Here is a 24,816-nt window from a genome sequence, read left to right on the forward strand (position 1 = left end):
GAGGCTCTTTTCGATTCGTTTGTTTCGTTTAGTCCACTTGCGCCGCCGCTGGGGTCCGGAAACATTCTAATTGAATAAATGAATGTAAGACGATAAGAAAACATCGCTCCACAGAGGTTACCGATGTTCAGAAGCAACGTTAACCACCCTCCGGGCGATCGGCGCCGGCTGAGGTCCATCACGCATACTGCAGAATGGCTGGCCGTCGCCGGGGTTGCGATGGGTCTGGGCTATATCGCCTATCTGGCCCTCGTGCCGGACGCGCTCGCCATCGCGCTGCGCCGCGAAGTGCCGGGCGTCATCGTCGACCCCAGTGCGCCCGCCCTGGCGGCGGCAGGACTGGTCAGCCTCGTTCCGGCCCTGATCTTCATTGCCGCGATGGCATCGGCCCGGACGCTGTTCCGGCTGCTCGGCCGGGCCGCGACCGTATTCGATCCGGCAGCCCCGTCGGTGTTGCGGCGCATCGGCCTTCTGGCGATTGCGGCAGCCTTTGCGGGCGTCGTCGTCCGCATCGTGGTGGGGCTGCTGATGACCAGCGCCAACCCGCCGGGTCAGCAGCAACTGGTCCTGTCCGTCAGCTCGGGCGACGTGACGGCGCTGGTTGTCGGTCTCCTGATGCTCGCCTTTGCGCTCGTGATGCGGGAGGGGATCCGCCTCGACGAGGACAATCGGAGCATCCTCTGATGACGATCGTCGTCACGCTCGATGTGATGCTTGCCAGGCGCAAGATGCGCTCCAAGGAGCTTGCCGAACGGATCGGCCTCACCGAGCAGAACGTCTCCTTGCTCAAATCCGGCAAGGTGCGCGGCATACGCTTCGAGACACTGTCGAAGATCTGCGCGGTGCTGTCCTGCCAACCGGGCGACATTCTCGAGTTCGTGCCGGACGCCGGTCCCCCGTGACTCGGGCGAACCGGCGAGCGGCCCTGGCGGCCGGCTTGATTCTCCTGGCGTCGCTGCTTGCCGGCTGCGCCACCTTGCCGGGTGCGGAAACCGCTCGTGGCATCGACGGGAATGTCGAGGTGTCGTATCTGCCCGGGCCGGCCCCAACGGTCGTGTTCGAAGCCGGCCTGGGAGCGCACAAGGAGAGTTGGACGGCCGTATTCCGGGAGGTCGCGCGGACCAATGGCGTCTTCGCCTATGACCGCCCGGGCGTTGGACGCAGCACTTCGACCGGGCGGCCGCGGGATGGCGCGGCCATCGTGGAGGAACTGCGCACGCTCCTTCGGGGGCGGGGCCTGAAGCCGCCCTATGTGCTGGTCGGCCATTCCGCAGGCGGCCTCTACATGCAGCTTTACGCCAGGCTCCATCCCGAGGAGGTGGTAGGGCTGGTCCTTGTGGATCCGACCCATCCCACTCAGTTCGAGGGCGAGGGATCGCTCGCGAATCGCGGCGCCCTTGCCCGGGGCATCATGGCGCTCGCCGGCGGGATCGGGCCGATCCGCCCGGAGTTCGACGCCTTGCCGCAAACCGGCGCGGAGGTGCTGGCGGCGCCGCCGCTATCTGCTCGCATCGCGACCGTCATCCTGTTGGCGCGGAATGACGGCAGCGGCCCGGCTGCGGCTTTCGACAAGGCCAAGCGGGCCGATTTCGCACGGCTCTATCCGACGGCGCAAATCCGCTGGATCGATAGCGGTCACGACATTCCAGGGGAAAAGCCTGGCGCGGTGGTGGAGGCAATCCGCTGGGTGCTGGCGCAACCGCGATAGCAACAGACCTTCAGACTTGCGGACGCACCAAGGCCCGCAATATCCAGGCCTATGCACCTATGGTCGCAGCTTGCACCAAACAGAAAAGGCGACGCAGTTTGTCCGCTGCAACGTCAGTACTAGAATTCTTCCGCTTCGAGTCGACCCGCACCCCCTCATCCTGAGGAGCGGCCGCAGGCCGCGTCTCGAAGGATCGGCGATAGACGTGGTGCTCGTGGCAATGCTTCGAGACGCGCTCCAGTGGAGCGCTCCTCAACATGAGGTTGGTGTTAGTGAGTCGATCGTATTCGGAAGGACTCTTAGCGCCGTGGGACCAAAATGGCGGATGGGGTGGGATTCGAACCCACGGTGGGCGTGAGCCCACGCCGGTTTTCAAGACCGGTGCCTTAAACCGCTCGGCCACCCATCCAGCTCAGAAAGTTCAGATACTTAGGTGCCGCCATGATTGCAACAAATGGCGTCCGCCTCTGTTAGTCTGCTCCTCATGGCAGACGATTTTTGCCTGATGCACGACGATCGGCTGGGCTATGCACCGAAACCGGGCTTTCGGGGAGCGGGGGCCGGCGGGTGGCCGGTGTCGATCGATGCCGACGGCTTCCGGTCCAGCGGCGGCGACGCGGCCGCCGGGATCGATCGGGCAATTCTCGCCGTGGGCGATTCCTACACGTTCGGGGAGGAGATTGGCGACGGCGATACCTGGCCGGCACAGCTCGAACGGCTGAGCGGCCGCACGGTGCTGAACGGCGGAGTATCGGGCTACGGCTTCGACCAGATCGTGCTGCGCGCCGAGCAACTCGCCGAGCGACATAAGCCGGCGATGATCATCGTCGGCTTCATTGCCGATGACATACGGCGCACCGAGATGCGTCGCCTGTGGGGGCGGGACAAGCCCTGGTTCGCAATTGGGGGGGACGAACTCGTCCTCCAGGGCGTGCCCGTGCCCGAGCGAAAGCCGCTTGCGCCCTCGTGGCTCCGCCATCGTTTACAGCGAATCCTGATCCAGCTTCCGCCGCCTCTCCAACAGCTCTTCGGCTACCACGTCCGGAAGCATCCCGCCGGCCACGGCAGCGGCATCGGCCTGCGACTCGTCGAGCACCTGGCCAAGCTGGAGGCGGCGCACGGATGCCGTGTCGTCCTGGTGGCGCAGTATCAGCCCCGGGTCTGGCTCGACCGGATCTTCGCGGCCGACGAACGCCGCGCGACCTGGGAAGTGCTCGATCGCGCGTCGAGCCTGGGGCTGGCGACCGTCGATACCTATCCGAGATTCGCCGCCGAGCCGGCGGCAGCGTCGCTTTACGTCAACTCCCACGTAAACGCGCGCGGCAACGCGATGATCGCAAGCCTGCTGGCCGCCCGGCTGTCGGAACTGTCGCGAACGCCGGATCGATAACCGCCGTTAACCGGCGATTCAGCCGCCCTGTTCGCGTCTCAAGGCCTCACGGCGGATCATGGCGCGCCATTCGGCGGGCGGCATGCACTTGTGGGCGTGGACGCCGAGCTTGCGCTGGATGGCCTCGCGCTCCTCGGGCACGTAGCGGTCCTTGCTGACGGCAGGCAGGGCCCAGGCCCAACCGGCGGAGACCATCTTCTCCTGCAGGTCGTCGTCACCGGCGAAACACTGCGCCACCGGCGGGTTGGTCTTGCGCTCGGTATCGATCAGGCGGCAGTTCACCGGGCGCCCGGCGATGAATTCCTCGAGCGCCTTGCGGGCGAGCGCGCCGGCACGCCACTGGCCGTCGTCGCAGGTCTGGCTGCGCTCGGGTGCATCGATACCGAACAGCCGCACGAGCTGCGGGCCGAACTTCACCGTGTCGCCGTCGACCACCGTGAAGCGCGGCTTCGGCACGGGCGGCAGAACTGTATCGTCGTCGGAGGACTGGGCTGCGGCGCCGGCTGTCACCGCCAGCGCAGCGAGGGCAACGATCGGCCAGGAGACAGTTTTCAAAGGGTAACCTTGCGGCGGCGTTTCCGGGGCACTCTACGTTATTTGCTTCGCGTCCCAAAGCCGGCCCGCCGCAGCGCATCGGCCATGGCATTGGCCGGAGCGGCGGGCTTGGCGGCCTGCACGCGGGCCTGATCGCGCCGTGAAGCCCCGCCGCCACCCTCGTTGCGGGCGGATCGTGCCGGCTGTTTGCCGGCCTCGTCGTCCAGCCGCAAGGTCAGGGCAATGCGCTTGCGCGGCTTGTCCACGTCCAGGACCTTCACGCGGACGATGTCGCCCGGCTTCACGACGGCGCGCGGGTCCTTCACGAAGCTGTTCGACATGGCGGACACGTGCACCAGCCCGTCCTGGTGGACGCCGACATCGACGAAGGCCCCGAAGGCGGCGACATTGGTGACGACGCCCTCGAGCACCATGCCCGGCTCGAGGTCGTTCAGTGTCTCGACGCCGGCCTTGAATTCCGCCGTCTTGAAGGCCGGCCGAGGATCGCGGCCCGGCTTCTCCAGTTCGCGCAGGATGTCCGTGACGGTCGGCAGGCCGAACTTCTCGTCGACGAACTCCTTCGGCGACAGCGCCCGCAGGGCAGGGGCGTTGCCGATCAGGGCGTCGATCTTGTTTTTTGTCGCGGCGATGATCCGGTGCACCACCGGATAGGACTCGGGATGCACGGCCGAGGCGTCGAGCGGATCGTCGCCCCCCTGGATGCGCAGGAATCCCGCGCACTGCTCGAAGGCCTTGGGGCCGAGCCGCGGCACGTCCTTCAAGGCCTTGCGGGACCTGAACGCGCCGTGCGCGTCGCGATGGGAGACGATGCTCTGCGCCAGCCCCTGGCCGATGCCGGAGACGCGCGCCAGCAATGGCGCCGAGGCGGTGTTGAGGTCCACGCCCACGCCGTTCACGCAATCCTCGACCACGGCGTCCAGCGACTTGGACAGCTTGAACTCGCTGAGATCGTGCTGGTATTGGCCGACGCCTATCGACTTGGGATCGATCTTCACCAGCTCCGCCAGCGGGTCCTGCAGCCGGCGGGCGATCGACACGGCGCCGCGCAGGGTGACGTCGAGGCCCGGCAGTTCCTCCGAGGCATAGGCGGACGCCGAATAGACCGACGCGCCGGCTTCCGACACCACGATCTTCTGCAGCTTGATCTCCGACAGTCCCTTCAGCAGCTCCATCGCCAGCTTGTCGGTCTCGCGCGAGGCGGTGCCGTTGCCGATCGCGACCAACTCGACCTTATGCTCACGCACCAGCCTCGACAGGATGGCGAGCGATTCGTCCCAGCGGCGCTGCGGCTCGTGCGGATAGATCGTGCTGGTCGCCACCACCTTGCCGGTGGCGTCGACCACGGCGACCTTCACGCCGGACCGGTAGCCGGGGTCGAGCCCGAGCGTCGGCCGCGCGCCGGCGGGGGCGGCGAGCAGCAGGTCGCGCAGATTGGAGGCGAACACCCGCACCGCTTCCTCCTCGGCGGCCGTCCACAGGCGCAGCCGGAGGTCGATCGACAGCATGATGGTGATCTTGGTGCGCCACGCCCAGCGCACCGTCTCGGCCAGCCATTTGTCGCCTGGGCGTCCCTGGTCGGAGATGCCGTAGGCCCGCATGATGCGCAGCTCGTAGGCGCTGGGGATTGCCTGCGACGCGGGAGGGCGCGTCGCGGGATCGTCCGGTTCGACCGTCAAGCCGAGGATCTCCTCGCGCTCGCCGCGGCACAGCGCCAGCACGCGATGCGACGGCATCTTGGCGAGGGCCTCGGAGAAATCGAAATAGTCGCTGAACTTGGCGCCGGCTTCCTGCTTGCCCTCACGCACCTTGGAAACGAGGCGTCCGTTCGTCCAGAACTCCTCGCGCAGCGCGCCGATCAGGTCGGCATTCTCGGCGAAGCGTTCCACCAGGATGGCGCGCGCGCCTTCGAGCGCCGCCGCCGCCGTGGCGACGTTCTTGTCCGCCGAAACGAAAGGCTCGGCGCGGACCGCGGGCTCGACGGTCGGATCCTTGAGCAGCAAGTCGGCGAGCGCCTCCAGCCCCGCTTCCTTGGCGATCTCCGCCTTGGTGCGGCGCTTGGGCTTGTAGGGGAGGTAGATGTCCTCGAGCCGGCTCTTGCTGTCGGCGGCCAGGATCGCGGCTTCGAGTTTCGCGTCGAGTTTTCCCTGGTCGCGGACGGAGTCGAGGATGACCTTCCGCCGGGCCTCCAGCTCGCGCAGATAGCCCAGTCGCTCCTCGAGTGTGCGAAGCTGCGCATCGTCAAGCGATCCGGTGACCTCCTTGCGGTAGCGCGCGATGAAGGGGACGGTGGCTCCGCCGTCGAGCAGCTCGACCGCAGCCTGGACCTGCTGCTCCTTGACCCCGAGTTCTTCGGCAATGCGCGCCTGGATGGAGACCACCAAGAAAAACCTCATCGGTCGTTAGCGTGGGAGACCGTCGCCACGTCGGGCCGCGGATATGAACGGCGCGGCTGTGGGACTTCAAGCAGTTTGTGAAGTTCCGCCTGGAGCTGCCAGCAATCGTTTGACCCGTATTTCCTTCATTGGCAGTGTTCATTCGGCGAAAGAATCACGAACAACGAAGAAAAGCCGTCGATCATGGATTTCTCCTTTTCCGAACAGCATGAGGCGGTGCGCGAGACCGTCAGGCGCCTGTGCCAGACCGAGCATCAGAAGCTGGTGGCGGCGGCGGAGGAGAACGAAGTGCTGCCGCGCGAAGTCTTCGCGCGCTGGGGCGAACTCGGCCTGCTGGGCGTGCGCTATCCCGAAGCCGACGGCGGCAGCGGCCTCGACAAGGTGAGCGACTGCATCGTGCGCGAGGAGCTGAGCTATATGAGCCAGGGATTCGCCTCGAGCTGGTCGGCCCATAGCCATCTCGGCATCTGGCCGATCTGGAAGGCCGGCACGGAAGAGCAGCGCCGGCGCTTCTTCCGGCCCGCCGTGCAGGGGCGGAAGATCGCGGGCTTCGCCTTGAGCGAGCCCGACGGCGGCTCGAACATCCGTGCCCTCAAGACCCGCGCCGAGCGCGCCGACGGCGGCTGGAAACTGAGGGGCAGCAAGCTCTACATCACCAATGCGCCGATCGCGGATTTCCTGCTGGTCGCGGCGCGGACCGCGCCCGAGCTGACCGGCGGCGCGATCAGCCTGTTCATCGTCGAGCTGCCGGCCGCCGGTATGAAGATCGACAAGCTCAGGAAGGAAGGTATCCGCGCCTCCGAGACTGGGCTGATCCACATGGATGATGTTTTCGTGCCGGACGGCTGCGTTCTAGGCGCCCAGCTGGGCAACTATCCGGTGATCCTCGACTCGCTTAGCGAGAACAGAGTCGGAGTCGCGGCCAACGCCTTGGGCATGGCGCGCGCTGCCTTCGATGCGGCCACGGCCTACGCGCGGGACCGGCTGGTCGCCAACAAGCGGATCGGCGACTACCAGGCGATCGGCCACAAGCTCGCGGAGATGTCGGCGCAGATCGAGGCGGCGCGGTGGCTCGTCTACTACGGCGCCTGGAGGGTCGACCAGGGCACGCTGGACTCGGCGACCGCCGCGCGGGTGAAACTGGTCGCCAGCGAGACCGCGGTTTCCGTGAGCGAGCAGGCGATCCGCGTCCACGGCGGCGCCGGGATCATGCGCGAGTATCCGGTGGGCCGCATCCACCGCGATGCGCTGGTCTATGTGATCGGCGAAGGCACCAGCGAGATCCAGAAGAACCTGATCGCCCGCGACCTCGGCTTCAGGTTCTGAACCATCCGACATCCGTCATCGACCGAAAGGAGCAGGAAGCGTCGTCACGAAACTCCACGAACAAGAAAATGCTGCGAAGCAAGGGAGGAAGCTCATGAAGTTGGTTCGCCGGCTTACCGCGTTCGCGACCGCCGTCGGCGTCGTGCTTGCCGCGCCCGCGATGGCACAACCCTATCCGAACAAGCCGATCCGCCTAATCGTCCCCTTCGGCGCCGGCTCGGGCAGCGACATCCTCGCCCGCATCATCGGCGAGCCGCTCGGCCAGGCGCTCGGCCAGCCGATCGTCATCGAGAACAAGCCGGGCAACAACACGACGCTCGGCACGGAGCTCGTGGTGAGTTCCCCACCGGACGGATACACGATCGGGCTGCTGACCAATTCCGGCCTCGTCGCTAGCCCCGCCGGCCTGACCAGCGGCGTCCGCTACGATCCGGCCAAGGACCTGAGCTACATCTCCATGGTGGCGTCGGTTTCCTACGTCTGGCTGGTCAACAACGACGTCAAGGCCACGAAGGCGCCCGAGCTGATCGAGCTGCTCAAGGCCAATCCCGGGAAGTTCAACTACGCGAGCGGCAATACCGGTGGCATCGCCTATGGTGGCTACATCAAGAATGCCTACCAGCTCGACGTGACGCATGTGCCCTACAAGTCGGTGCCCCCGGGCCTCGCTGATTTGGTCAGCGGACACGTGCAGCTCATGGTCGCCGATATTCCGGCCTCGCTCGGCATGATCCGGGGCGGCAGGGTGCGGGCGGTCGGCATGACGACCGCCCAGCGCAATTCGCTTCTGCCCGACGTGGCGACCTTCTCGGAACAAGGGCTCGCCACGCCGCCCGACATGAGCGGCTGGTGGTGCGCCGTGGCGCCGGCAGGGACGCCGGACGAGATCCTCGACCGGCTGAACCGCGAGCTCGTGAAGATCCTGGAAACGGAATCGGTGAGAGCCAAGCTGCTGCAGAACGGCATCGTGCCGACGCCGTCGACGCGGCAGCAGGCGGTACAGTACCAGAAGGACCAGTTCCTAGTGTGGCAGGCCATGGTCAGGGACCTCAACCTCAGGGTCGACTAGGGTCTTTCCGAATAAGCTGGAATCAACCCACCAAACCTCATGCTGAGGAGGCTGCGGAGCAGCCGTCTCGAAGCATGGGCACGAGCACCGCGTTTGCTGCCCATCCTTCGAGACGCCGCGCAGGCGCGGCTCTTCAGGATGAGGTGGGTGTTTGATCTTCCCGCATCGGAAAGACGCTAGGAACCGAGGCGTTCTTCGCCCGGTGGTTTGACGAGGCAGCTGGCGCTACGATGCGCGTCAACGCTCCGGAGGCCTTCCCGAATGTCCCCTTACGTTTCGGCGCCGGCCCGAACGAAGATCCTCGTGCCGGTGCTCACGGCCATCGTCGCCGTCGCGATCTTCATCGTCGACACGCTGACGCCGCTCGATATCGCCGTGGCCGTGCTCTATGTCGCCGTCGTCCTGCTGGCGGTCGATTTTGCCGGCTATACCGGCATCTTGACGATTGCCGCGGGCTGCGCCGTCCTGACGATTACCAGCTTCGTTCTGACCCACGATCTGACGTCGGATACCGGAGCTATCCTGCGCTGCTTCGTCAGCCTCTCGGCCATCGCCATCACCGCACTACTGGCGGCGCGCAACCAGCTGGCCGTGGCGGCCCTGCGCGACCAGGCCGATCTACTCGACCTTACGCACGACACGGTGTTCGTGCGCGACCGCGACGACGTGATCCGATACTGGAATCGCGCGGCGGAGGATCTCTATGGCTGGCGCAGCGACGAGGCTGTCGGCCAGCCGGCCGCGGCGCTGCTGAGTAAGACCTTTCCTGTGCCCTATCCGGCGATCCTCGAGGAGCTGGAGCGCGAGGGCCGCTGGGAGGGCGAGATCGGCCATACCTGCCGCGACGGCAGGCAGGTCACGGTCAGTTCGCGCTGGGCGCTGCAGCGCGATTCGCATGGCCGGCCTGCCGCCGTACTCGAAACCAACACCGACATCACCGCCCAGCGCGCGGCGGAGGACCGGCTCGACCGGACGCGCAGCGAACTGGCTCACCTCTCGCGTATCGCCACGATGGGCGAACTCACCGCGTCGATTGCCCACGAGGTCAACCAGCCGCTCGCCGCCATCGTCGCCAACGGCGAAGCCGGTCTGCGCTGGCTGGGGCGTGACACGCCGGACCTGGGCGAGACGAAGAAGTCCATCGAGGCGATGCTGCGGAATGCGCACCGCGCCAGCGACGTCGTCCGGCGCCTGCGGGGCTTGTCAGCCAAGTCGGCGCCCGCCCACGCGCTTCTCGACGTCGCGGCGGTGGCCGACGAGACCGTCCAGCTCGTCGAACGGGAGCTGCGCGTCCAGGGTGTCCGGTTGTCCGCCGACCTTCCGGCGGGCCTGCCGCCGGTTGACGGCGATCGGGTGCAGATCCAGCAGGTCCTGCTCAATCTCCTGTTGAACGCCATCCAGGCTCTGGGCGCCGTGCCCCCCGAACGGTGCACGATTTCTGTTAGAGTGCAACGCGCAGTGAGCGAGAGTCTGGGAGATGCCATCGTGTTGACAGTCGAGGATACCGGCGCGGGGATTGCAGAAGCCGACCTTGCCCATCTGTTCGACGCCTTCTTCACGACCCGCAGCGACGGGATGGGCATGGGCCTGTCGATCTCGCGCTCGATCGTCGAGGCTCATGGCGGCCGTATCGAAGCGGCCAACAGGCCGGAAGGAGGGGCTTCGTTTCGCGTCTGCCTGCCGGTCGGCGGGAGGGCGGCATGAACCGCCGGCAATCCGCGGTCGGGGCTGAGCCCGCAGAGTTGACGCCCGTGGTTTTCATCGTCGACGACGACGAGGAGCTGCGTCTGGCGCTCGACAATCTCTTCCGCTCCGTCGGCCTGCAGGCACGGCTCTTCGGCTCGGCCGCCGAATTCCTGAAGGCGGCTCCGGTCGACGCACCCGGCTGCCTGGTCCTCGACGTCCGCCTGCCGGGCGTGAGCGGCCTCGAATTCCAGGGACAGCTCACCCGCATGGGCATCGAGCTGCCGATCGTCTTCATGACAGGCCATGGCGACGTACCGATGTCGGTGCGCGCCATGAAGGCCGGCGCCGTCGACTTCCTAACCAAGCCGTTCCGCGACCAGGACATGCTCGATGCCGTCTCCTCGGCGATAGAGGCGGACCGGCAGCGCCGAGCCACGGCAGAGGCGGGAAGGGACGTCCGCGCGCGCTTCGAAGGCCTGTCGCCGCGCGAGCGTGAAGTGATGACCCTCGTAACCCGCGGCCTCATGAACAAGCAGGTCGCCGGCGAGTTGGGCTTGAGCGAGATCACCGTGAAGCTCTACCGTGCCCAGGCCATGCGCAAGATGGGAGCCGGCACACTCGCCGATCTGGTGCGAATGGCCGAGCAACTGTCGCTCCACGCCAGCCGGGGCTAGCACGCCTTCTGCAATTTCATAAACGTACGTATGGCTACCGGCGCCACCGCGCCTGCCGCAAGGTGGCGTCGCCATGCCGTCCACACCTGACACTTCGAACTCCGTGTCGCCCCTCCGCATCGCCGTCGTCGACGACGACGAGTCGGTGCGCGAGGCGCTGCGAAACCTGCTGAGATCGGCCGGTTACGACGTGCGGGCCTTCTGCTCGGCCGAAGACTTTCTCGAGCACCCGGCGAGCGAGGCCTTTTCCTGCGTCGTGACCGACGTCCAGATGCCCGGCATGGGCGGCCTCGAACTGCAGAAGCGCATCGTGGCGTCGGACACGCGGCTGCCGGTCATCCTGATCACCGCGTTTCCGCGCGACTATGTGCGCCAACAGGCGGAGGAGCTGGGTGCGGCCGGCTTCCTCACCAAGCCGTTCGATGCCAGCCGCATGATCGAGTGCGTCGAGCGCGCCCTGCGCCTGACCCGGTAAGGCCCCATCGTCCCGCCCTTCGCGATGCGCCGGTCTCGGGACGATGGGCCTCCCGACTATCCGTGCGCGCGGGCGCTCTCGAACAGGAACCAGGTCCGGCGCTCGGTCTCGTCGATCCAGACCTCGACCAGGCTCGCCGTCGCGACATCGCCATGCTCGTCGCACAGCGCATGGACCTCGCGCAGGATGGACGTGAGCTGGCGATTGTCGTCGCGCAGCTCGGCCAGCATCGTGCCCGGCGGGACGAAGTCGGCATCGTTGTCGAGCAGCCGCTGCTGCCGCGCGATCTGGCCGATCGAGCGCAGCGTCGTGCCGCCGATCTTTCGCGCGCGCTCGGCGATCGGATCGGTCATGGCGAAGATCTGGTCGGCCTGTTCGTCGAGCATCAGGTGATGGTCGCGGAAGTGCGGGCCGGACATGTGCCAGTGGAAGTTCTTGGTCTTCAAGTAGAGGGTGAAACAGTCGGCCAGCAGTGCGGTGAGCGACGTCGCCAGGTCCTTGACGGCGTTTTCGGAGAAGGTGCTGCGCGTCTGCAGGGCGGCGGTTCTGCGATCCTGGACGGTGGTCATTGGCTCTACTCCTTGGTGGCTGGAAGCGGGTGGGTCTGATGCACCTGGTGGGTTTCTCCCGACGTGGCGACGGCCACGACGACAGTCAGCGTCATCGCGATGCAGACGATGACGAAAGCGAGGGCGAGATCGACCTTGAGCAGTTTGCGCATGATTGCCTCAGTGGGCCGCCGGGGCGTGGCCGCCGAGCTTGACCTTGCGCAGGGTGAGCGCGAGCGCCGCGGCGGAGAGCGAGATCGCCATGAGCGTCCAGAAGACGTCGATGAAGGCCAGGAACGAGGCCTGCGTCGCGACCTGCTGCCCGATCCAGGCGATGGCCTGCTTCTGGGCCTGCAGCGCCGAGCTGCCATGGCTGGTGAAGTAGTCGACCATCTGGCGCACCGTTTCCTGGTAGGCGGCGCTCGACGGCACCGACTGCTCGACCAGCCGGCTCTGGTGGAACTGTTCGCGGTGGGCCAGCACGTTGGACGAGAGAGCGATGCCGAGCGAGCCGCCGATGTTGCGGGCGACGTTGACCAGCGCGGACGCCTGGTCGACCTTGTCCGCCGCGATGCCTTCATAGGAGGCGGCTGTGATCGACAGGAAGATCAGCGGCAGGCCGACGCCCAGCAGCATGCGCGAGTGGGCGAGGTACCAGAAGCCGACATCGCCGTAGATCGCGGTCAGATTGTACATCGAGAGCGCGATGATCGAGGCGCCGGCGACGATCAGGTACTTGGGCTGGATCTTCGTCAGCAGGCGCCCGGTGATGAACATCATCGCCATGGTGACGAGGCCCCCGGGTGACAGGACGAGGCCGGCCCAGGTGGCGGTGTAGCCGAGATCCTGCTGCACGAGCTGCGGCAGGAACTGAGTTGTCGCGAGCAGGATGGCGCCGGTCGCCAGCATCACGAGGAAGCAGGCGCCGAATTGCCGGGTTGCCACCAACCGGATGTCGATCGCCGGATTGCGACGGGTCATCTCCCACGGGATCATGAGGACGAAGGCCAGTGCGCAGACGGAAGCCACGGTGACGATGAAGCCAGAGCCGAACCAGTCGTCCTCCAGACCGCGATCGCACACGATCTCGAGCGCGCCGAGGAACGTGGCGACAAGCGCGAAGCCCACCAGATCGAAGCCGCCGTCGGTCCGCCGCAGCCTCTGCCGTTCCTCGACCTGGGCCCGCGTCTCGCGCAGCAGCAGGGCGATCGACACGATCGTCAGCAGGCCCACCGGCCCGTTGATCAGGAAGCACCAGTGCCAGGAGGCGTTGTCGGAAAGCCATCCGCCGAGCGTCGGCCCGACCACGGGCGCCACCACGACGGCGACGCCGAACAGGGCGAAGGCCTGCCCGCGCTTGGCCGGGGGAAATGTATCGACGAGGATCGACTGCGAGACCGGCACCATGCCGCCGCCGGCAATGCCCTGCAGGACGCGGAACAGCAGCAATGCCTGCAGGTTCCAGGCGAAGGCGCACAGCACCGAGCTGACGGTGAACAGGGCGAGGCAGGCGATGAAGAACCGCCGCCGGCCGATCCGGCGGACCAGGAAGCTGCTGGCCGTCAGGCTGATGGCATTTGAGACCAGGTAGGTGGTCACCACCCAGGACGCTTCATCCTCGCTGACGCCGAGGCCGCCCGCGATGTAGGGCAGGGCCACGTTCGCGATCGTGGTGTCGAGAACTTCCATGAAGGTGGCGATCGCCACCACCACGGCGATCAGCCAGGGGTTCGATACCCTGACCGTGTCGGCGGCGCTCACAGCCAGCTCCGCAGCCGCTCGTAGAGGGACGGCGCCGGGTCGGTCCGCACCGTGGGGACCACGGACATGCCCGGTCCCAGCGCGACGTCGGTCGGCGCATGATCGATGACGACCTTCACCGGCACGCGCTGCACGATCTTCACGTAGTTGCCCGTCGCGTTTTCGGCGGGCAGCAGCGAAAAGGCGGTGCCGGATCCCGGCTGCACGCTGGCGACGTGGCCGTGGATCTCGCGGCCGGGATAGGCGTCGATCCGGAAGCTCACCGGCTGACCCGGACGCATCGCGTCGAGCTGCGTCTCCTTGAAGTTGGCAACGACCCAGATCTCGTCGGGGACGAACATGGAGAGTGCCGTGCCGGCCTGCGCGAACTCGCCGACCGCGGCACCGAGCTGGACGATCCGCCCCGGCTGCGCCGCCGTCACCGTCGTGTAGGACAGGTTGAGCGCCGCCTGGTCGTGCTTTGCCTGCACCTCCTGCAGATTCGCCAATGCCGAGTTGCGTTGCGCCTCGAGCGCGTCCAGCTGGCGGTGTGCCACCGTAACGTTGGCCTGCGCGTTCGAGACCGTCGCTTGCTGCTGGTAGAGCTCGGACAGAGCCAGTTCGCCGGTCTGATGGCTCGACCAGCCTTCCTTCGTGAGCGTGCTGTAGCGTTCGGCCTGTTGTTGCGCATAGACCAGCCGCGCCTCGCTCAGCTTCACCTGGGTCTCGCTGGCGGCGATCTGCGCCTTCTGGACTTCGATCTGGGCAGCGATGTTGGCGATGTTCGCCTGCGCGGCGGCGATGGCGGCCTCGGCCTGGGCGAGCGCTACCCGGTAGTCGCGCTGGTCGATGCGGGCGATCACGTCGCCCGTGCCAACATGCTGGTTGTCGGTGACCGGGACCGACGTCAGGTAGCCCGGGACCTTGGGCGCGACCGCGAACTGTCGCGCCGCGATGAAGGCATCGTCGGTCGTCGCGAAGTGAGCGCTGTAGTCAAAATAGAGCCCGGCCGCCGAGACCGCGCCGACCAGGGCCAGGAGGCCGACGCCGCCGAGCAGCATGCGGCGCCCCGTGAAGCCTCCGCGCGGCGTCTTCTTCGAAGGTGCCTCGTCTGCGGTGGCCGGCTCGTCGCGAAGCAGTTTCTCCTGAGGCGGCGCCTCGGCCGGGGCCGGCGCGGGAGTGCTCTCCGTCGGACGGCGTAGCGGAATCAGGGTGCCAGGGCTGGGCGACATGACGTGGTCTCCTATCGCGGGCCACGCACCATTTGCGGGGCTGAACGAGAGGATAGAGACCGAGGCAAAACCGCCAATTCAGATGGACGTCTGATGCGGGCAAACCTTCGTATAGGCAGTCGGCGGCGGCTTTTTCCGCGAAGATCGGATCACGACATCCGATCGGGAGCAGGACCATGGCCGAGACCAGGCGCATTCGCCCCTACAAGCAGCCCGCCGGCGGATGGGGCGCCCTGAAGGCGCTGGGCCAGCATCTCGTCGAGCAGGGCATCACGATCAAGGGATCGAAGACGCTCCTGCGCATGAACCAGCCGATGGGCTTCGACTGCCCGGGCTGCGCCTGGCCCGATCCCAAGCACACCTCCTCGTTCGAGTTCTGCGAGAATGGTGGCAAGGCGGTCGCCTGGGAATCGACCGCGGAGCGCTGCACGCCGGAGTTCTTCGCGGAGCACACCGTTTCGGAGCTCGAGGGCTGGAGCGACTACCAGCTCGAGATGGCCGGCCGGCTGACGCACCCCATGGCCTACGACGCGGCGAGCGGCCGCTATGTGCCGGTGAGCTGGGACGAAGCCTTCGCGACGGTCGGCCGGCACCTGGCGGCGTTGCCCGATCCGAACATGGCCGAGTTCTACACCTCGGGTCGCACCTCCAACGAGGCGGCCTTCCTCTACCAGCTGTTCGTGCGCGAATTCGGCACCAACAATTTCCCCGACTGCTCGAACATGTGTCACGAGGCGACCAGCGTCGGCCTGCCGCTCTCGATCGGTGTCGGCAAGGGGACTGTCCTGCTGGAGGATTTCGACAAGACCGAGTGCATCTTCATCTTCGGCCAGAATCCCGGCACCAACAGCCCGCGCATGATGACCAGCCTGCGCAACGCCTCGCGGCGCGGCGCGACCATCATGTCGTTCAACCCGTTCCGCGAGCGCGCCCTCGAACGCTTCCAGGCGCCGCAGGATCCGGTCGAGATGGTGACGCTCGGCTCGACACCGATCAGTTCGCGCCTCTACCAGGTGCGGGTCGGCGGCGACGTCGCGGCAATCAAGGGCCTGATGAAGGTCCTGGTCGAGGCCGACGAAAGCGCACGGGGCGCAGGCAGTGCCGCCGTACTCGACTGGGATTTCATCCACGAGCACACGCTGGGCATCGACGCGCTGATCGCCGACCTGAAGGCGGCGGACTGGGCGTCGCTCGAGCGGCAGTCCGGCCTTGTCCGTTCGGAGATCGAGGAGGCGGCCCGAGCCTACATGAAGGCCGGGCGCGCCATCGTCGTCTATGGCATGGGCATCACGCAGCATCGCCACGGTGCGCAGGCGGTGCAGCAGCTGGCCAACCTCTGCCTGCTCCGAGGCAACATGGGCCGGGAAGGGGCGGGTCTCTGCCCGGTGCGTGGCCATTCGAACGTGCAGGGCGACCGCACGGTGGGCATCACCGAGATCCCGGCGGCCGATTTCCTCGCGCGTCTTGGCGAGCGGTTCGGCTTCACGCCGCCATCGGCGCCCGGCCACAACGTCGTCACGGCGCTGCAGGCGATGGCGCGCGGCGAGGTGCGGGTCTTCTTCGGCATGGGCGGCAATATCGTGGCCGCCATGCCCGACTGGCAGGTGACGCGCGACGCCTTCCGCCGGCTCGATCTCAGCGTCCATGTCTCGACCAAGCTCAACCGCAGTCACCTGGTGCGCGGCCGCGAGGCGCTGATCCTGCCCTGCCTCGGGCGCACCGAGCTCGACGTCCAGGCGACCGGGCCGCAGTCCATCACCGTCGAGGATTCGATGTCGATGGTGCACGCCTCGCTCGGCCTGAACGCGCCCGCCTCGGACCATCTGAAGAGCGAGCCCGCCATCGTGGCCGGTATCGCCCGGGCGACGCTCGGCACCCGGTCGGTCGTGCCGTGGGAGGAGCTGGTCGGCGACTACGACCTAATTCGCGACGCGATCGAGGACGTGTTCCCGATCTTCAAGGACTACAACGCGCGCATCCGCGTGCCGGGCGGCTTCCATCTCGTGCCGACGGCCCGCGAGCGGATCTGGAACACCGCATCCGGCAAGGCGAACTTCCTGATCTACGACGGCATCCAGGAAGACCCGGTGCAGAAGGACAATGACGTGCTGTGGCTGACCAGCGTGCGCAGCCATGACCAATACAATACGACGCTCTATTCGATGTCGGACCGCTATCGTGGCGTCTATGGCCAGCGCGACGTCGTCTTCCTCGGCGCGACCGAAATCGAAAGGCTCGGGTTCGAGCCCGGCGATCGCGTCGACATCGTCGCCGTGAACGGCGACGGCATCGAACGGCGCGTGCGCGGCTACCAGCTCGTGGCCTGTGCGTTCCCCGAGGGGAGCTGCGCGGCCTATTATCCGGAGACCAATCCGCTGGTGGCGCTGGATGCCCACGACCCCATGAGCTTCACGCCCTCCTACAAGGGCATCCCCGTGCGGCTGGTCCGCGCGGCGGCGGGCGCTGCCTGAGGGAGGCGAGCCAATGGCACCGCTCGAGATCGTCCTGATCCTGTTGTCGGCCGTGGTGGTGAGCGGCGCCTGCGCCCGCATGCTCCCGCTGCCGGTGCCCGTGCCGCTCGTCCAGATCGCGCTCGGCGTGTTCGTCGCCGCGGTCGCCAATCTCGGCGTCAGGCTGGATCCGCAGGTCTTCTTCGTGCTGTTCCTGCCGCCGCTGCTGTTCTTCGACGGCTGGCGGCTGCCCAAAGCCAGCCTGTTGCGGGACAAGGGAATGATCCTGGCGCTTGCGCTCGGTCTCGTCGTTTTCACCGTGCTCGGGCTGGGGCTGCTGATCCACTTGATGATTCCCGCCATGCCGCTCGCCGTGGCCTTCGCGCTCGCAGCGGTGATCTCGCCGACCGATCCGGTCGCGGTGAAGGCCATCGCCGCGCGTGTGCCCGTGCCGAAGCGGTTGATGCAACTGCTCGAAGGGGAGGCGTTGCTCAACGATGCGTCGGGTCTGGTTTGTCTGCGCTTTGCAGTGGTCGCCGCGCTGACCGGCACCTTCTCTTTGACCGACGCCGTCGGCAGCTTCGTGTGGGTGGCGGTCGGCGGGCTGGCGGCCGGATTCGCGGTGACCATCGTGGCGGCGCAGGCGAAGAACTGGGTGTCGCGCCGCTACGGCGAGGATGTCGGCGCCCAGATCCTGATCAGCCTGCTGATCCCTTTCGGAGCCTATTTCCTCGCTGACATGGCAGGCGCCTCGGGGATCCTCGCCGCCGTCGCCGCCGGCATCACCATGAGCCACGTCGAACAGGGCGGTGGGGCGCTTGCGGAGACCCGCGTGCGGCGCAGCGCCGTGTGGGAGACCATCCAGTTCGGGGCCAGCGGCGTCATCTTCATCCTGTTGGGCGAGCAATTGCCCCGGATCGCCAGCGGCGCCGCCGAGGTGGTGCATGAGGCAGGCCATGCCGAGGTTTTCTGGCTGCTCTTCTACGTCGCCGCGATCACTTTCGGTGTGGCTGCGTTGCGCTTCGCCTGGGTGTGGGTGCTGGTCCGCGTGGCACTCTGCCGGCAAGCGAGCTGGCGGCTGGTCGCGGCGCTCACGGTCGCAGGTGTCCGCGGCACCGTCACCCTGGCGGGCGTACTCTCCCTGCCATTCATGCTGGCCGACGGCAGCTCGTTCCCGGCGCGCGACCTGGCGGTGTTTCTTGCGGCAGGAGTCATCATCGCTTCACTGGTCGCGGCGACACTCATCCTGCCGGGCCTGCTGCGTCGCCTCGGCTTCGCGGCCGAGCCGGGCGAGGAGGCGGCGGAGGACGCGGCTCGAGTCGCTGCCGGCGAGGCGGCGCTGGCGGCCATCGCCCGTGCCCAAGGTCGATTAGCGACCCGCCCCGACGACGCGGATCTGGGCGCGGAAGCGGCGACGCGCGCCATGGCACCCTATCGCCAGCGCATCGACGCGCTCTCTCGGTCGGGGGCCGAGGGAGACCTAGCGCGTCGCATCGAGGTCCTCGAGCGGGAGCTGGAGCTGATCGGCATGCGGGCGGAACGCGAGCGTCTGCTCCAGCTCACGCGCAGCGGCCACCTGTCCGACGAGGCGGCACGCAAGCTCGTGCGCGAGGTCGATCTCGTCGAGGCGCGCATCGCGGGTGCCTGAGGTTCACGCGCTCTTGAGAGGGCGGCGCAGGTTGCGCCGGCCATACTCCACTCCCACGACCGAAAGGTGTTCTCCATGTCTCGATCGTCCTCTCGCAGCCCTCTCGTACCGCTGGCCGTCATCGCCCTGGTCGTGGCGGGGAGTGCGGCCGCGTTCGCCTATACGGCGGGGTGGCTATCGCCGGAGCGTCTCACGCCCGCCCGGCTCGTGGCAGCGCTGGCGCCGCCCGGCGGTCCGGCGCTTGGGCATCGGCGCAACCATGCCAAGGGCATCTGCTTCACCGGCGAGTTCCAGTCTAACGGCAACGGTGTGGCGCTATCGAAGGCGAAGGTCTTCACGGCCGGCGCCTGGCCGGTGCTCGGCCGATTCAATCTTGCGACGCCCAGTCCCAACGCCGCGGATGCGACCGTGCGCGTCCGCGGCATGGGACTGCAGATCACGACGCCCGACGGCGATGTCTGGCGCAGCGCCATGATCGACGCGCCGATCTTCGCGGTCTCGACGCCGCAGGCGTTCTACGACCTGCTCGAGTCGGCGCCCAAGGGGCCGGAGGCCATGAAGGCGTTCATCGGCCGCCATCCGGAGTTCATGGCTTTCGCCGGCTGGGCCGGGAGCGCACCCTGGACCTCGAGCTATGCGGAGGATCCGTTCAACAGCCTCAACTCCTTCCTGTTCACCGACGCGACCGGAACGACCCGCGCTGTTCGCTGGTCGCTGCGGCCGGCAGCGACGCCGGTGCCGATCACGCCCGAGGAACTCGCCAAGAAGGGGGCGAACTATCTCGAGCAGGAGATCGCACAGAGGGTCGCCGGCGCGCCGCAGCGCTGGACCATGGTCGTGACCGTCGCGGAACCCGGTGACAACACCGCCGATCCCACCAAGGCCTGGCCGCAGGGACGGCGCACGGTCGAAGTCGGCACGCTCGTGGTGAACAAGGTCATCGCCGAGCCCGACGGTCCGTGCCGCGACATCAACTTCGACCCCACGACCCTGCCCCGCGGCGTCAGCGTGTCCGACGATCCGTTCCCCGCCGCGCGCTCATCGGTCTATGCCCGGTCCTACGACCTGCGGACCTCCGAGGCGAAGGACTATCCCCGCACGCCGGTCGCCGGGAGTGCCAAGCCATGAGCCGCACCATGACCCATGTTCGCTTCTCCGGCGCTCAGCGCCTGCTGCACTGGGCAATGGCTGCCGGCATCGTGGGGATGCTGTTCATCGGCGTGGGCATGCTCTCCACCGTTGCGCCGACCTATGTCCCCCTGGTCGCCACGCACAAGACCCTGGGCGTTGCGCTCTTCGCCCTCGTGCTCGTGCGCCTCGCCCTGCGCGTGACCCTCGGCGCACCGCCTCTGCCGGCCGACCTGCCGCCCCTGATGCGGCTCGGCGCCGTCCTCTCGCACTGGGCGCTCTATGGGTTGATGATCGTCATGCCGCTGCTGGGCTGGGCGATGTTGTCGGCGGCCGCCTATCCTGTGGTGCTGTTCGGCGGCATCCGGCTGCCGCCGATCCTGCCGCAGTCCGACTCGCTGCACACGCTGCTGTGGGCCGCGCACCGCTGGCTGGCCTTCGCCTTCTTTGCGCTGATCCTGCTCCATGTCGCGGCGGCGCTGTTCCATGTGCTGGTCCGCCGCGACGGCGTCTTCGAGGCGATGTCGCCGCTGCCACAGGGCAGGACGACGCCCGAGAGGTGAGGGCTCAGGCGGCCTGACCGGCCTTTGCGCGGACCGGCAGCTTCCAGCCGGGCCGCACGAAGTGGCAGGTATAGCCGTTGGGGATGCGCTCCAGGTAATCCTGGTGCTCGGGCTCGGCTTCCCAGAAGTCGGAGACGGGTGTGACCTCGGTGACGACCTTGCCGGGCCACAGGCCGGAGGCGTCGACGTCGGCGATCGTGTCCTCGGCGACGCGGCGCTGCTCGTCGCTCGTGTAGAAGATCGCCGAGCGGTAGGAGGTGCCGCGGTCGTTGCCCTGGCGGTTCATCGTCGAGGGATCGTGGATCTGGAAGAAGAACTCCAGCAGGGTGCGGAAGCTCAACTTCGCCGGATCGAAGATGATCTCGATCGCCTCGGCATGGCCGTCATGGTTGCGATAGGTCGCATTCGAGACATGACCGCCGGTGTAGCCGACCCGTGTCGACACGACACCGGGCATGCGACGGATCAGGTCCTGCATGCCCCAGAAGCAGCCACCGGCAAGAACTGCGCGTTCCTGGCTCATTTCACGTCCTCCACCTGGTCTAGATAGGCGCCATAGCCTGCCGCCTCCATGTCCTTGCGATGCACGAAGCGGAGCGAGGCCGAATTGATGCAGTAGCGCAGGCCGCCGCGGTCGCGCGGGCCGTCCGGGAACACATGACCGAGATGGCTGTCGCCATGCTTCGACCGCACCTCGATGCGCATCATGCCGTGCGAGCCGTCCTGCAGTTCGGCGACGTTCGCCGGCTCGATCGGCTTGGTGAAGCTCGGCCAGCCGCATCCCGATTCGTACTTGTCGGACGAGGCGAAAAGAGGCTCGCCCGAGACGATGTCGACATAGATGCCGGGCTCCTTGTTGTGGAGCAGGGCGCCGGTGCCGGGGCGCTCGGTGCCACTCTGCTGCGTCACGTAGAACTGCTCCGGAGAAAGGTTTGCGACGGCCTCGGGAGTCTTCTTGTACGTCTGCATTTCCTGCTCCTGATCACACCTGTCGGAAGTCTGTGAATATAGGGAGCCGAGGGTCTTGTGTCAGGGGGCGGGAATCACCTCCGCCGCTGCACATAGTCGACCAGAACGCGCAGCTTCGGGGCGACGTTCCGGCGGCTTGGGTAGTAGAGGTAGAAGCCGGCGAAGCTGGGGCAGTAATCCTCGAGGATCGGCTCGAGTTCTCCGCGCGCGAACGGCGCGCGAAAGCTCTCCTCCATGCCGAAGGTGATGCCGGCGCCGGCGACCGCGAGCTTGATCATCAACGCCATGTCGTTGGTGGCAAACCGGGGGGCGACGGCGACACTGAACTCCTTGTCGCCCTCGGCAAACTCCCAGCGATAGGGCGCGGCCTTGGGCGAGGGGCGCCAACCGATGCAGGTATGAGACGGAAGCTCGGCCGGGTGGTTCGGCACGCCGAAGCGCCGGCGGTAGGAGGGGGCGCACACCGCCAGTTGTCGCTCGTCGCCCGCCACCGGCACGGCGATCATGTCCTGCTCGATCACTTCCCCCAGGCGAACGCCGGCGTCATAGCCTTCGGCCACGATGTCGACTGCGTGGTCGGTGACCGTGATGTCGAGATCGACCTCTGGATTGGCTTCAGCGAAACCCGCCAGAAGCGGTCCGGCCAGGAAGCGCTCGGCAATCGAGGAAACGGCGAGCCGCAAGCGGCCACGCGGCCGGCCCTGCAGCGCGGCGGTCTTCTCGAGGGCGGCGCGCATCTCGGCCACCGCCGGGGCGATCTCGGCGTGCAGCCGCTCGCCGGCCTCGGTCAGGCTGACGCTTCGGGTTGTGCGCAGGACCAGAGCGATTCCGAGGCTGGCCTCGAGGCGCTGGATCGTCTGGCTGACGGCCGAGCGGGTCACGCCCAGCCGGTCTGCCGCCGCCCTGAAACTGCGCTCCTCAGCCACGAGCGCGAAAATGGATAGCGCGTTGAGATCGAGATCCATTGGTTAGCAATTCTTTCCAGACCGATAAGGGATTGTCGTCTTATCACGACAACGGCCTGGGCCCATGTTCCGAGCGAGCACACCGCTCGCAAACGAAAAGGACCCGATCATGTCTCTCGATAAAGTCGCTCTCGTCACCGGCGCCTCAAGCGGCATTGGCGCCGGCATCGTCCGGGAACTCGCGGCTGCGGGGGCCAAGGTGATGCTGGGCGCGCGGCGCGTCGGCCATCTGGAGGCACTCGCCGCCGAGTTGACGGCGGCCGGCGGGACGGCGCGCGTCTGCCCGCTCGACGTCACCGACCGAAAGAGCGTCGACGCTTTCGCCAATGCCGCGCGTGCGGCCTGGGGGAGGGTGGATGTCATCGTCAACAACGCCGGCCTCATGCCGCTCTCCGCCATGGCCGCGATGAAGGTCGAGGAGTGGGAGCGCATGGTCGACGTGAACATCAAGGGCGTGCTCTACGGCATTGCCGCCGTGCTGCCGGAAATGACAGCGCGCGGCTCGGGACACGTGGTCAACATCGCCTCGATCGGCGCGCTGCAGGTTTTCCCGGCTGCCGCCGTCTATTGCGCGACCAAGTATGCGGTGCGCGCGATCTCGGACGGGCTGCGGATGGAGAACGACAAGATCCGCGTCACCTGCATCCATCCCGGCGTCGTCGAAAGCGAGCTGGCCAGCACCATCACCGATCCGGTCGCCGCCGAAGCGATGAAGATCTATCGCACGATTGCCCTCAAGCCGGACGCGATCGCCCGGGCTGTCCGCTTCGCCATCGAGCAACCCGCCGATGTCGACGTGAACGAGATCGTCGTTCGTCCTGTAGCGGCCGCATGAGGAGCTGAGCCATGACCTTGAATGCAACGCTCGGCCCCGTCGCGGCCTCGCAGGCCCTTGCCGAGCTCTTTGCCGAGCGCCGAGATGAAAGGCAGCCGCAATGAGGGCCATACGCCTCCTGACCTTGGCGCTCGCCACCAGCAGCCCCTTCATCCTCGCGACCGGAGGCCATGCCGAAATGACGACCCATCCCTATGTCGGCCTGTGGGTGACGGCCGACGGATACATCCGGCACAACCTGTTGCCCGGCAATCGCTATGACGAAGCGCGCGGCATCCGCGAGAGCGCCTATCGCGGGCGATACGAAGTCAGCGGAACCCGGATCGAATACTGGGACGACACCGGCTTCATGGCCGACGGCATCTTCGTGGACATCGATACGTTGCATCACGGCGGGATGGTTCTTCATCGCCGCAAGTGAGCCGCCATAGTGTCTGCAAGATTGACCGGCACATGGTATTGGCGCCCGTTAGAGGGCCCCAATAACCAGGGACGCTCATGATCACTCGCAGACTGCTCTGTGCCGGCGCCGCCGTCGCGCCTTTTTCGGTCCTCGCCCAGGAATCTGGCGCGAGATTTCCGGCGGCATGGCTGGACGGCATACGACAGGAAGCGCTGCGGGCCGGCGTCGATCGCGCGACGCTCGACGCTGCCTTGGCCGATATCCGTGAAGTGCCGAAAGTGATGGAGCAGGCGCGGAACCAGCCCGAATTCAAGATGACGTGGGAGCGCTACCAGGGGCTGGTCGTCTCCGAGGAGCGCATCAAGCGCGGCCGCGCGCTGCTGGCCGAGAACCGCGCCGCGATCGAGCGGTTTGCGGGCCCGGCCGGGCTGCCACCCCAGGTCGCGGTGGCGTTGTGGGGCATCGAGAGCAACTACGGCACGCGGCTCGGCGACTTCGAGGTGGTCGAGGCGCTGGCGACGCTGGTCCACAACAACTTCCGCGCCAAGTTCTTCCGCGAGCAGCTCATCGCCGCGCTCAAGATCCTGTCGCAGGGCCATGTCGGACTGCATGCCATGAAGGGCTCATGGGCCGGCGCGATGGGGCAGTGCCAGTTCATCCCGACCAGCTTCCTTGCCTATGCCGCGGACGGCGATGGCGACGGCCGGAAGGACATCTGGACCAACAAGCTCGACGTCTTCGCCTCGATCGTGAACTACCTGCGCAAGGTCGGCTGGCGGCCGGGCGTGCGCTGGGGCAACGAGGTCTCCGCCGGCGCGCAGGCTGGGGGCGGTGGCCGCATCGTGCGGCCGGCGGGAGCAGGCGGCCCAGCCTACCAGACGACGGAGAACTTCAAGGTGATCCTGCGCTGGAACCAGTCGGATTTCTTTGCTCTTGCAGTCGGCCTGCTGTCGGACCGGATTGCTGCCTGAGCATGCCCGCGGAGGCGTTCCTCTAGCGGCCCAACATGATGTATAGTGTTAACATCATGCCGCTAGTGTTGGTAAAATTGACATTTCC

Annotated in this window: 25 protein-coding genes and 1 tRNA gene; 16 read left to right on the plus strand and 10 right to left on the minus strand. The window is 67.0% G+C overall.

Features of this window, described 5'->3' with window-relative positions:
- Positions 1-219: 219 nt before the first annotated feature.
- Genes Q0Q48_RS15365 through Q0Q48_RS15375 form a run of 3 tightly spaced genes read left to right on the plus strand, consistent with a single transcriptional unit; the run spans position 220 to position 1,708 of the window.
- Positions 220-684, plus strand: coding sequence for a DUF2975 domain-containing protein (locus Q0Q48_RS15365; RefSeq protein ID WP_295139326.1), 465 nt, complete (start codon positions 220-222; stop codon positions 682-684).
- Positions 684-902, plus strand: a complete 219-nt coding sequence (locus Q0Q48_RS15370) for a helix-turn-helix transcriptional regulator (protein WP_295139329.1) — start codon at positions 684-686, stop codon at positions 900-902. The genes Q0Q48_RS15365 and Q0Q48_RS15370 overlap by 1 nt, the downstream gene beginning before the upstream one ends.
- 35 nt (positions 903-937) lie before the next feature.
- Complete coding sequence (locus tag Q0Q48_RS15375) at positions 938-1,708, plus strand: alpha/beta hydrolase (protein ID WP_295139331.1); 771 nt, start codon at positions 938-940, stop codon at positions 1,706-1,708.
- A gap of 319 nt (positions 1,709-2,027) precedes the next feature.
- Here Q0Q48_RS15375 and Q0Q48_RS15380 read toward each other — a convergent pair.
- Positions 2,028-2,117 (minus strand) — tRNA-Ser (locus Q0Q48_RS15380).
- Between the two features lie 75 nt (positions 2,118-2,192).
- Between Q0Q48_RS15380 and Q0Q48_RS15385 the strand changes: the two genes are divergently transcribed.
- The gene (locus Q0Q48_RS15385; protein ID WP_295139332.1) at positions 2,193-3,098 is read left to right on the plus strand and encodes a GDSL-type esterase/lipase family protein; all 906 of its coding nucleotides are present in this window, start codon (positions 2,193-2,195) and stop codon (positions 3,096-3,098) included.
- Between the two features lie 18 nt (positions 3,099-3,116).
- Here Q0Q48_RS15385 and Q0Q48_RS15390 read toward each other — a convergent pair whose 3' ends face one another.
- The gene (locus tag Q0Q48_RS15390) at positions 3,117-3,653 is read right to left on the minus strand and encodes a thermonuclease family protein (RefSeq protein ID WP_295139335.1); all 537 of its coding nucleotides are present in this window, start codon (positions 3,651-3,653) and stop codon (positions 3,117-3,119) included.
- Positions 3,654-3,691: 38 nt separating this feature from the next.
- Positions 3,692-6,031, minus strand: a complete 2,340-nt coding sequence (locus Q0Q48_RS15395; protein WP_295139465.1) for a Tex family protein — start codon at positions 6,029-6,031, stop codon at positions 3,692-3,694.
- Between the two features lie 198 nt (positions 6,032-6,229).
- Between Q0Q48_RS15395 and Q0Q48_RS15400 the strand changes: the two genes are divergently transcribed.
- From Q0Q48_RS15400 to Q0Q48_RS15420, 5 genes are all read left to right on the plus strand, one after another.
- Positions 6,230-7,372, plus strand: coding sequence for an acyl-CoA dehydrogenase family protein (locus Q0Q48_RS15400; protein ID WP_295139338.1), 1,143 nt, complete (start codon positions 6,230-6,232; stop codon positions 7,370-7,372).
- Between the two features lie 94 nt (positions 7,373-7,466).
- Positions 7,467-8,441 carry a tripartite tricarboxylate transporter substrate binding protein gene (locus tag Q0Q48_RS15405; protein ID WP_295139341.1) on the plus strand — a complete coding sequence of 325 codons (975 nt, stop codon included), beginning with the start codon at positions 7,467-7,469 and terminating at the stop codon, positions 8,439-8,441.
- Between the two features lie 261 nt (positions 8,442-8,702).
- Positions 8,703-10,145, plus strand: a complete 1,443-nt coding sequence (locus tag Q0Q48_RS15410) for an ATP-binding protein (RefSeq protein ID WP_295139344.1) — start codon at positions 8,703-8,705, stop codon at positions 10,143-10,145.
- A complete protein-coding gene (locus tag Q0Q48_RS15415; RefSeq protein ID WP_295139347.1) occupies positions 10,142-10,801 on the plus strand; it encodes a response regulator transcription factor in 660 nt (219 codons plus the stop codon). Before Q0Q48_RS15410 ends, Q0Q48_RS15415 begins: the two co-directional genes overlap by 4 nt.
- Positions 10,802-10,874: 73 nt before the next feature.
- On the plus strand, positions 10,875-11,276 hold the full coding sequence (locus tag Q0Q48_RS15420) for a response regulator (RefSeq protein ID WP_295139350.1): 402 nt from the start codon (positions 10,875-10,877) through the stop codon (positions 11,274-11,276).
- 56 nt (positions 11,277-11,332) lie between these two features.
- Here the strand turns inward: Q0Q48_RS15420 and Q0Q48_RS15425 are convergent, their stop codons facing one another.
- The 4 genes from Q0Q48_RS15425 to Q0Q48_RS15440 are packed head-to-tail and all read right to left on the minus strand — an operon-like array spanning position 11,333 to position 14,796.
- Entirely contained in the window at positions 11,333-11,845 is a 513-nt protein-coding gene (locus Q0Q48_RS15425) for a DNA starvation/stationary phase protection protein (RefSeq protein ID WP_295139353.1), read from the minus strand.
- Between the two features lie 5 nt (positions 11,846-11,850).
- Positions 11,851-11,997: a hypothetical protein gene (locus tag Q0Q48_RS15430; RefSeq protein WP_295139356.1), complete on the minus strand. Its 147-nt coding sequence runs from the start codon at positions 11,995-11,997 to the stop codon at positions 11,851-11,853.
- A 7-nt stretch (positions 11,998-12,004) separates the two neighbouring features.
- On the minus strand, positions 12,005-13,585 hold the full coding sequence (locus tag Q0Q48_RS15435; RefSeq protein ID WP_295139358.1) for a DHA2 family efflux MFS transporter permease subunit: 1,581 nt from the start codon (positions 13,583-13,585) through the stop codon (positions 12,005-12,007).
- On the minus strand, positions 13,582-14,796 hold the full coding sequence (locus Q0Q48_RS15440; RefSeq protein ID WP_295139360.1) for an HlyD family secretion protein: 1,215 nt from the start codon (positions 14,794-14,796) through the stop codon (positions 13,582-13,584). Before Q0Q48_RS15440 ends, Q0Q48_RS15435 begins: the two co-directional genes overlap by 4 nt.
- A gap of 176 nt (positions 14,797-14,972) precedes the next feature.
- On the opposite strand from Q0Q48_RS15440, the gene Q0Q48_RS15445 reads away from it, so the two are divergent.
- From Q0Q48_RS15445 to Q0Q48_RS15460, 4 genes are all read left to right on the plus strand, one after another.
- Positions 14,973-17,267, plus strand: coding sequence for an FdhF/YdeP family oxidoreductase (locus Q0Q48_RS15445; protein ID WP_295139363.1), 2,295 nt, complete (start codon positions 14,973-14,975; stop codon positions 17,265-17,267).
- Between the two features lie 13 nt (positions 17,268-17,280).
- Positions 17,281-18,894 carry a Na+/H+ antiporter gene (locus tag Q0Q48_RS15450; protein ID WP_295139366.1) on the plus strand — a complete coding sequence of 538 codons (1,614 nt, stop codon included), beginning with the start codon at positions 17,281-17,283 and terminating at the stop codon, positions 18,892-18,894.
- Between the two features lie 75 nt (positions 18,895-18,969).
- A complete protein-coding gene (locus tag Q0Q48_RS15455) occupies positions 18,970-20,022 on the plus strand; it encodes a catalase family peroxidase (RefSeq protein WP_295139369.1) in 1,053 nt (350 codons plus the stop codon).
- Positions 20,019-20,585 carry a cytochrome b gene (locus tag Q0Q48_RS15460; RefSeq protein WP_295139371.1) on the plus strand — a complete coding sequence of 189 codons (567 nt, stop codon included), beginning with the start codon at positions 20,019-20,021 and terminating at the stop codon, positions 20,583-20,585. The genes Q0Q48_RS15455 and Q0Q48_RS15460 overlap by 4 nt, the downstream gene beginning before the upstream one ends.
- Before the next feature lie 4 nt (positions 20,586-20,589).
- On the opposite strand, the gene msrA is transcribed toward Q0Q48_RS15460, so the two are convergent.
- From msrA to Q0Q48_RS15475, 3 genes are all read right to left on the minus strand, one after another.
- The gene (gene msrA / locus Q0Q48_RS15465; protein WP_295139373.1) at positions 20,590-21,108 is read right to left on the minus strand and encodes a peptide-methionine (S)-S-oxide reductase MsrA; all 519 of its coding nucleotides are present in this window, start codon (positions 21,106-21,108) and stop codon (positions 20,590-20,592) included.
- Positions 21,105-21,554, minus strand: a complete 450-nt coding sequence (msrB, locus tag Q0Q48_RS15470; RefSeq protein WP_295139376.1) for a peptide-methionine (R)-S-oxide reductase MsrB — start codon at positions 21,552-21,554, stop codon at positions 21,105-21,107. The genes msrA and msrB overlap by 4 nt, the downstream gene beginning before the upstream one ends.
- Before the next feature lie 74 nt (positions 21,555-21,628).
- Complete coding sequence (locus Q0Q48_RS15475) at positions 21,629-22,519, minus strand: LysR family transcriptional regulator (protein WP_295139381.1); 891 nt, start codon at positions 22,517-22,519, stop codon at positions 21,629-21,631.
- A gap of 109 nt (positions 22,520-22,628) precedes the next feature.
- On the opposite strand from Q0Q48_RS15475, the gene Q0Q48_RS15480 reads away from it, so the two are divergent.
- From Q0Q48_RS15480 to Q0Q48_RS15490, 3 genes are all read left to right on the plus strand, one after another.
- On the plus strand, positions 22,629-23,354 hold the full coding sequence (locus Q0Q48_RS15480; RefSeq protein WP_295139384.1) for an SDR family oxidoreductase: 726 nt from the start codon (positions 22,629-22,631) through the stop codon (positions 23,352-23,354).
- 100 nt (positions 23,355-23,454) lie between these two features.
- Positions 23,455-23,775, plus strand: a complete 321-nt coding sequence (locus tag Q0Q48_RS15485) for an Atu4866 domain-containing protein (protein ID WP_295139388.1) — start codon at positions 23,455-23,457, stop codon at positions 23,773-23,775.
- A gap of 77 nt (positions 23,776-23,852) precedes the next feature.
- Entirely contained in the window at positions 23,853-24,728 is an 876-nt protein-coding gene (locus Q0Q48_RS15490; RefSeq protein WP_295139391.1) for a lytic transglycosylase domain-containing protein, read from the plus strand.
- The last annotated feature ends 88 nt before the right edge of the window (positions 24,729-24,816 follow it).

It is taken from the genome of uncultured Reyranella sp. (genome assembly GCF_945957355.1).
GTDB lineage: Bacteria > Pseudomonadota > Alphaproteobacteria > Reyranellales > Reyranellaceae > Reyranella.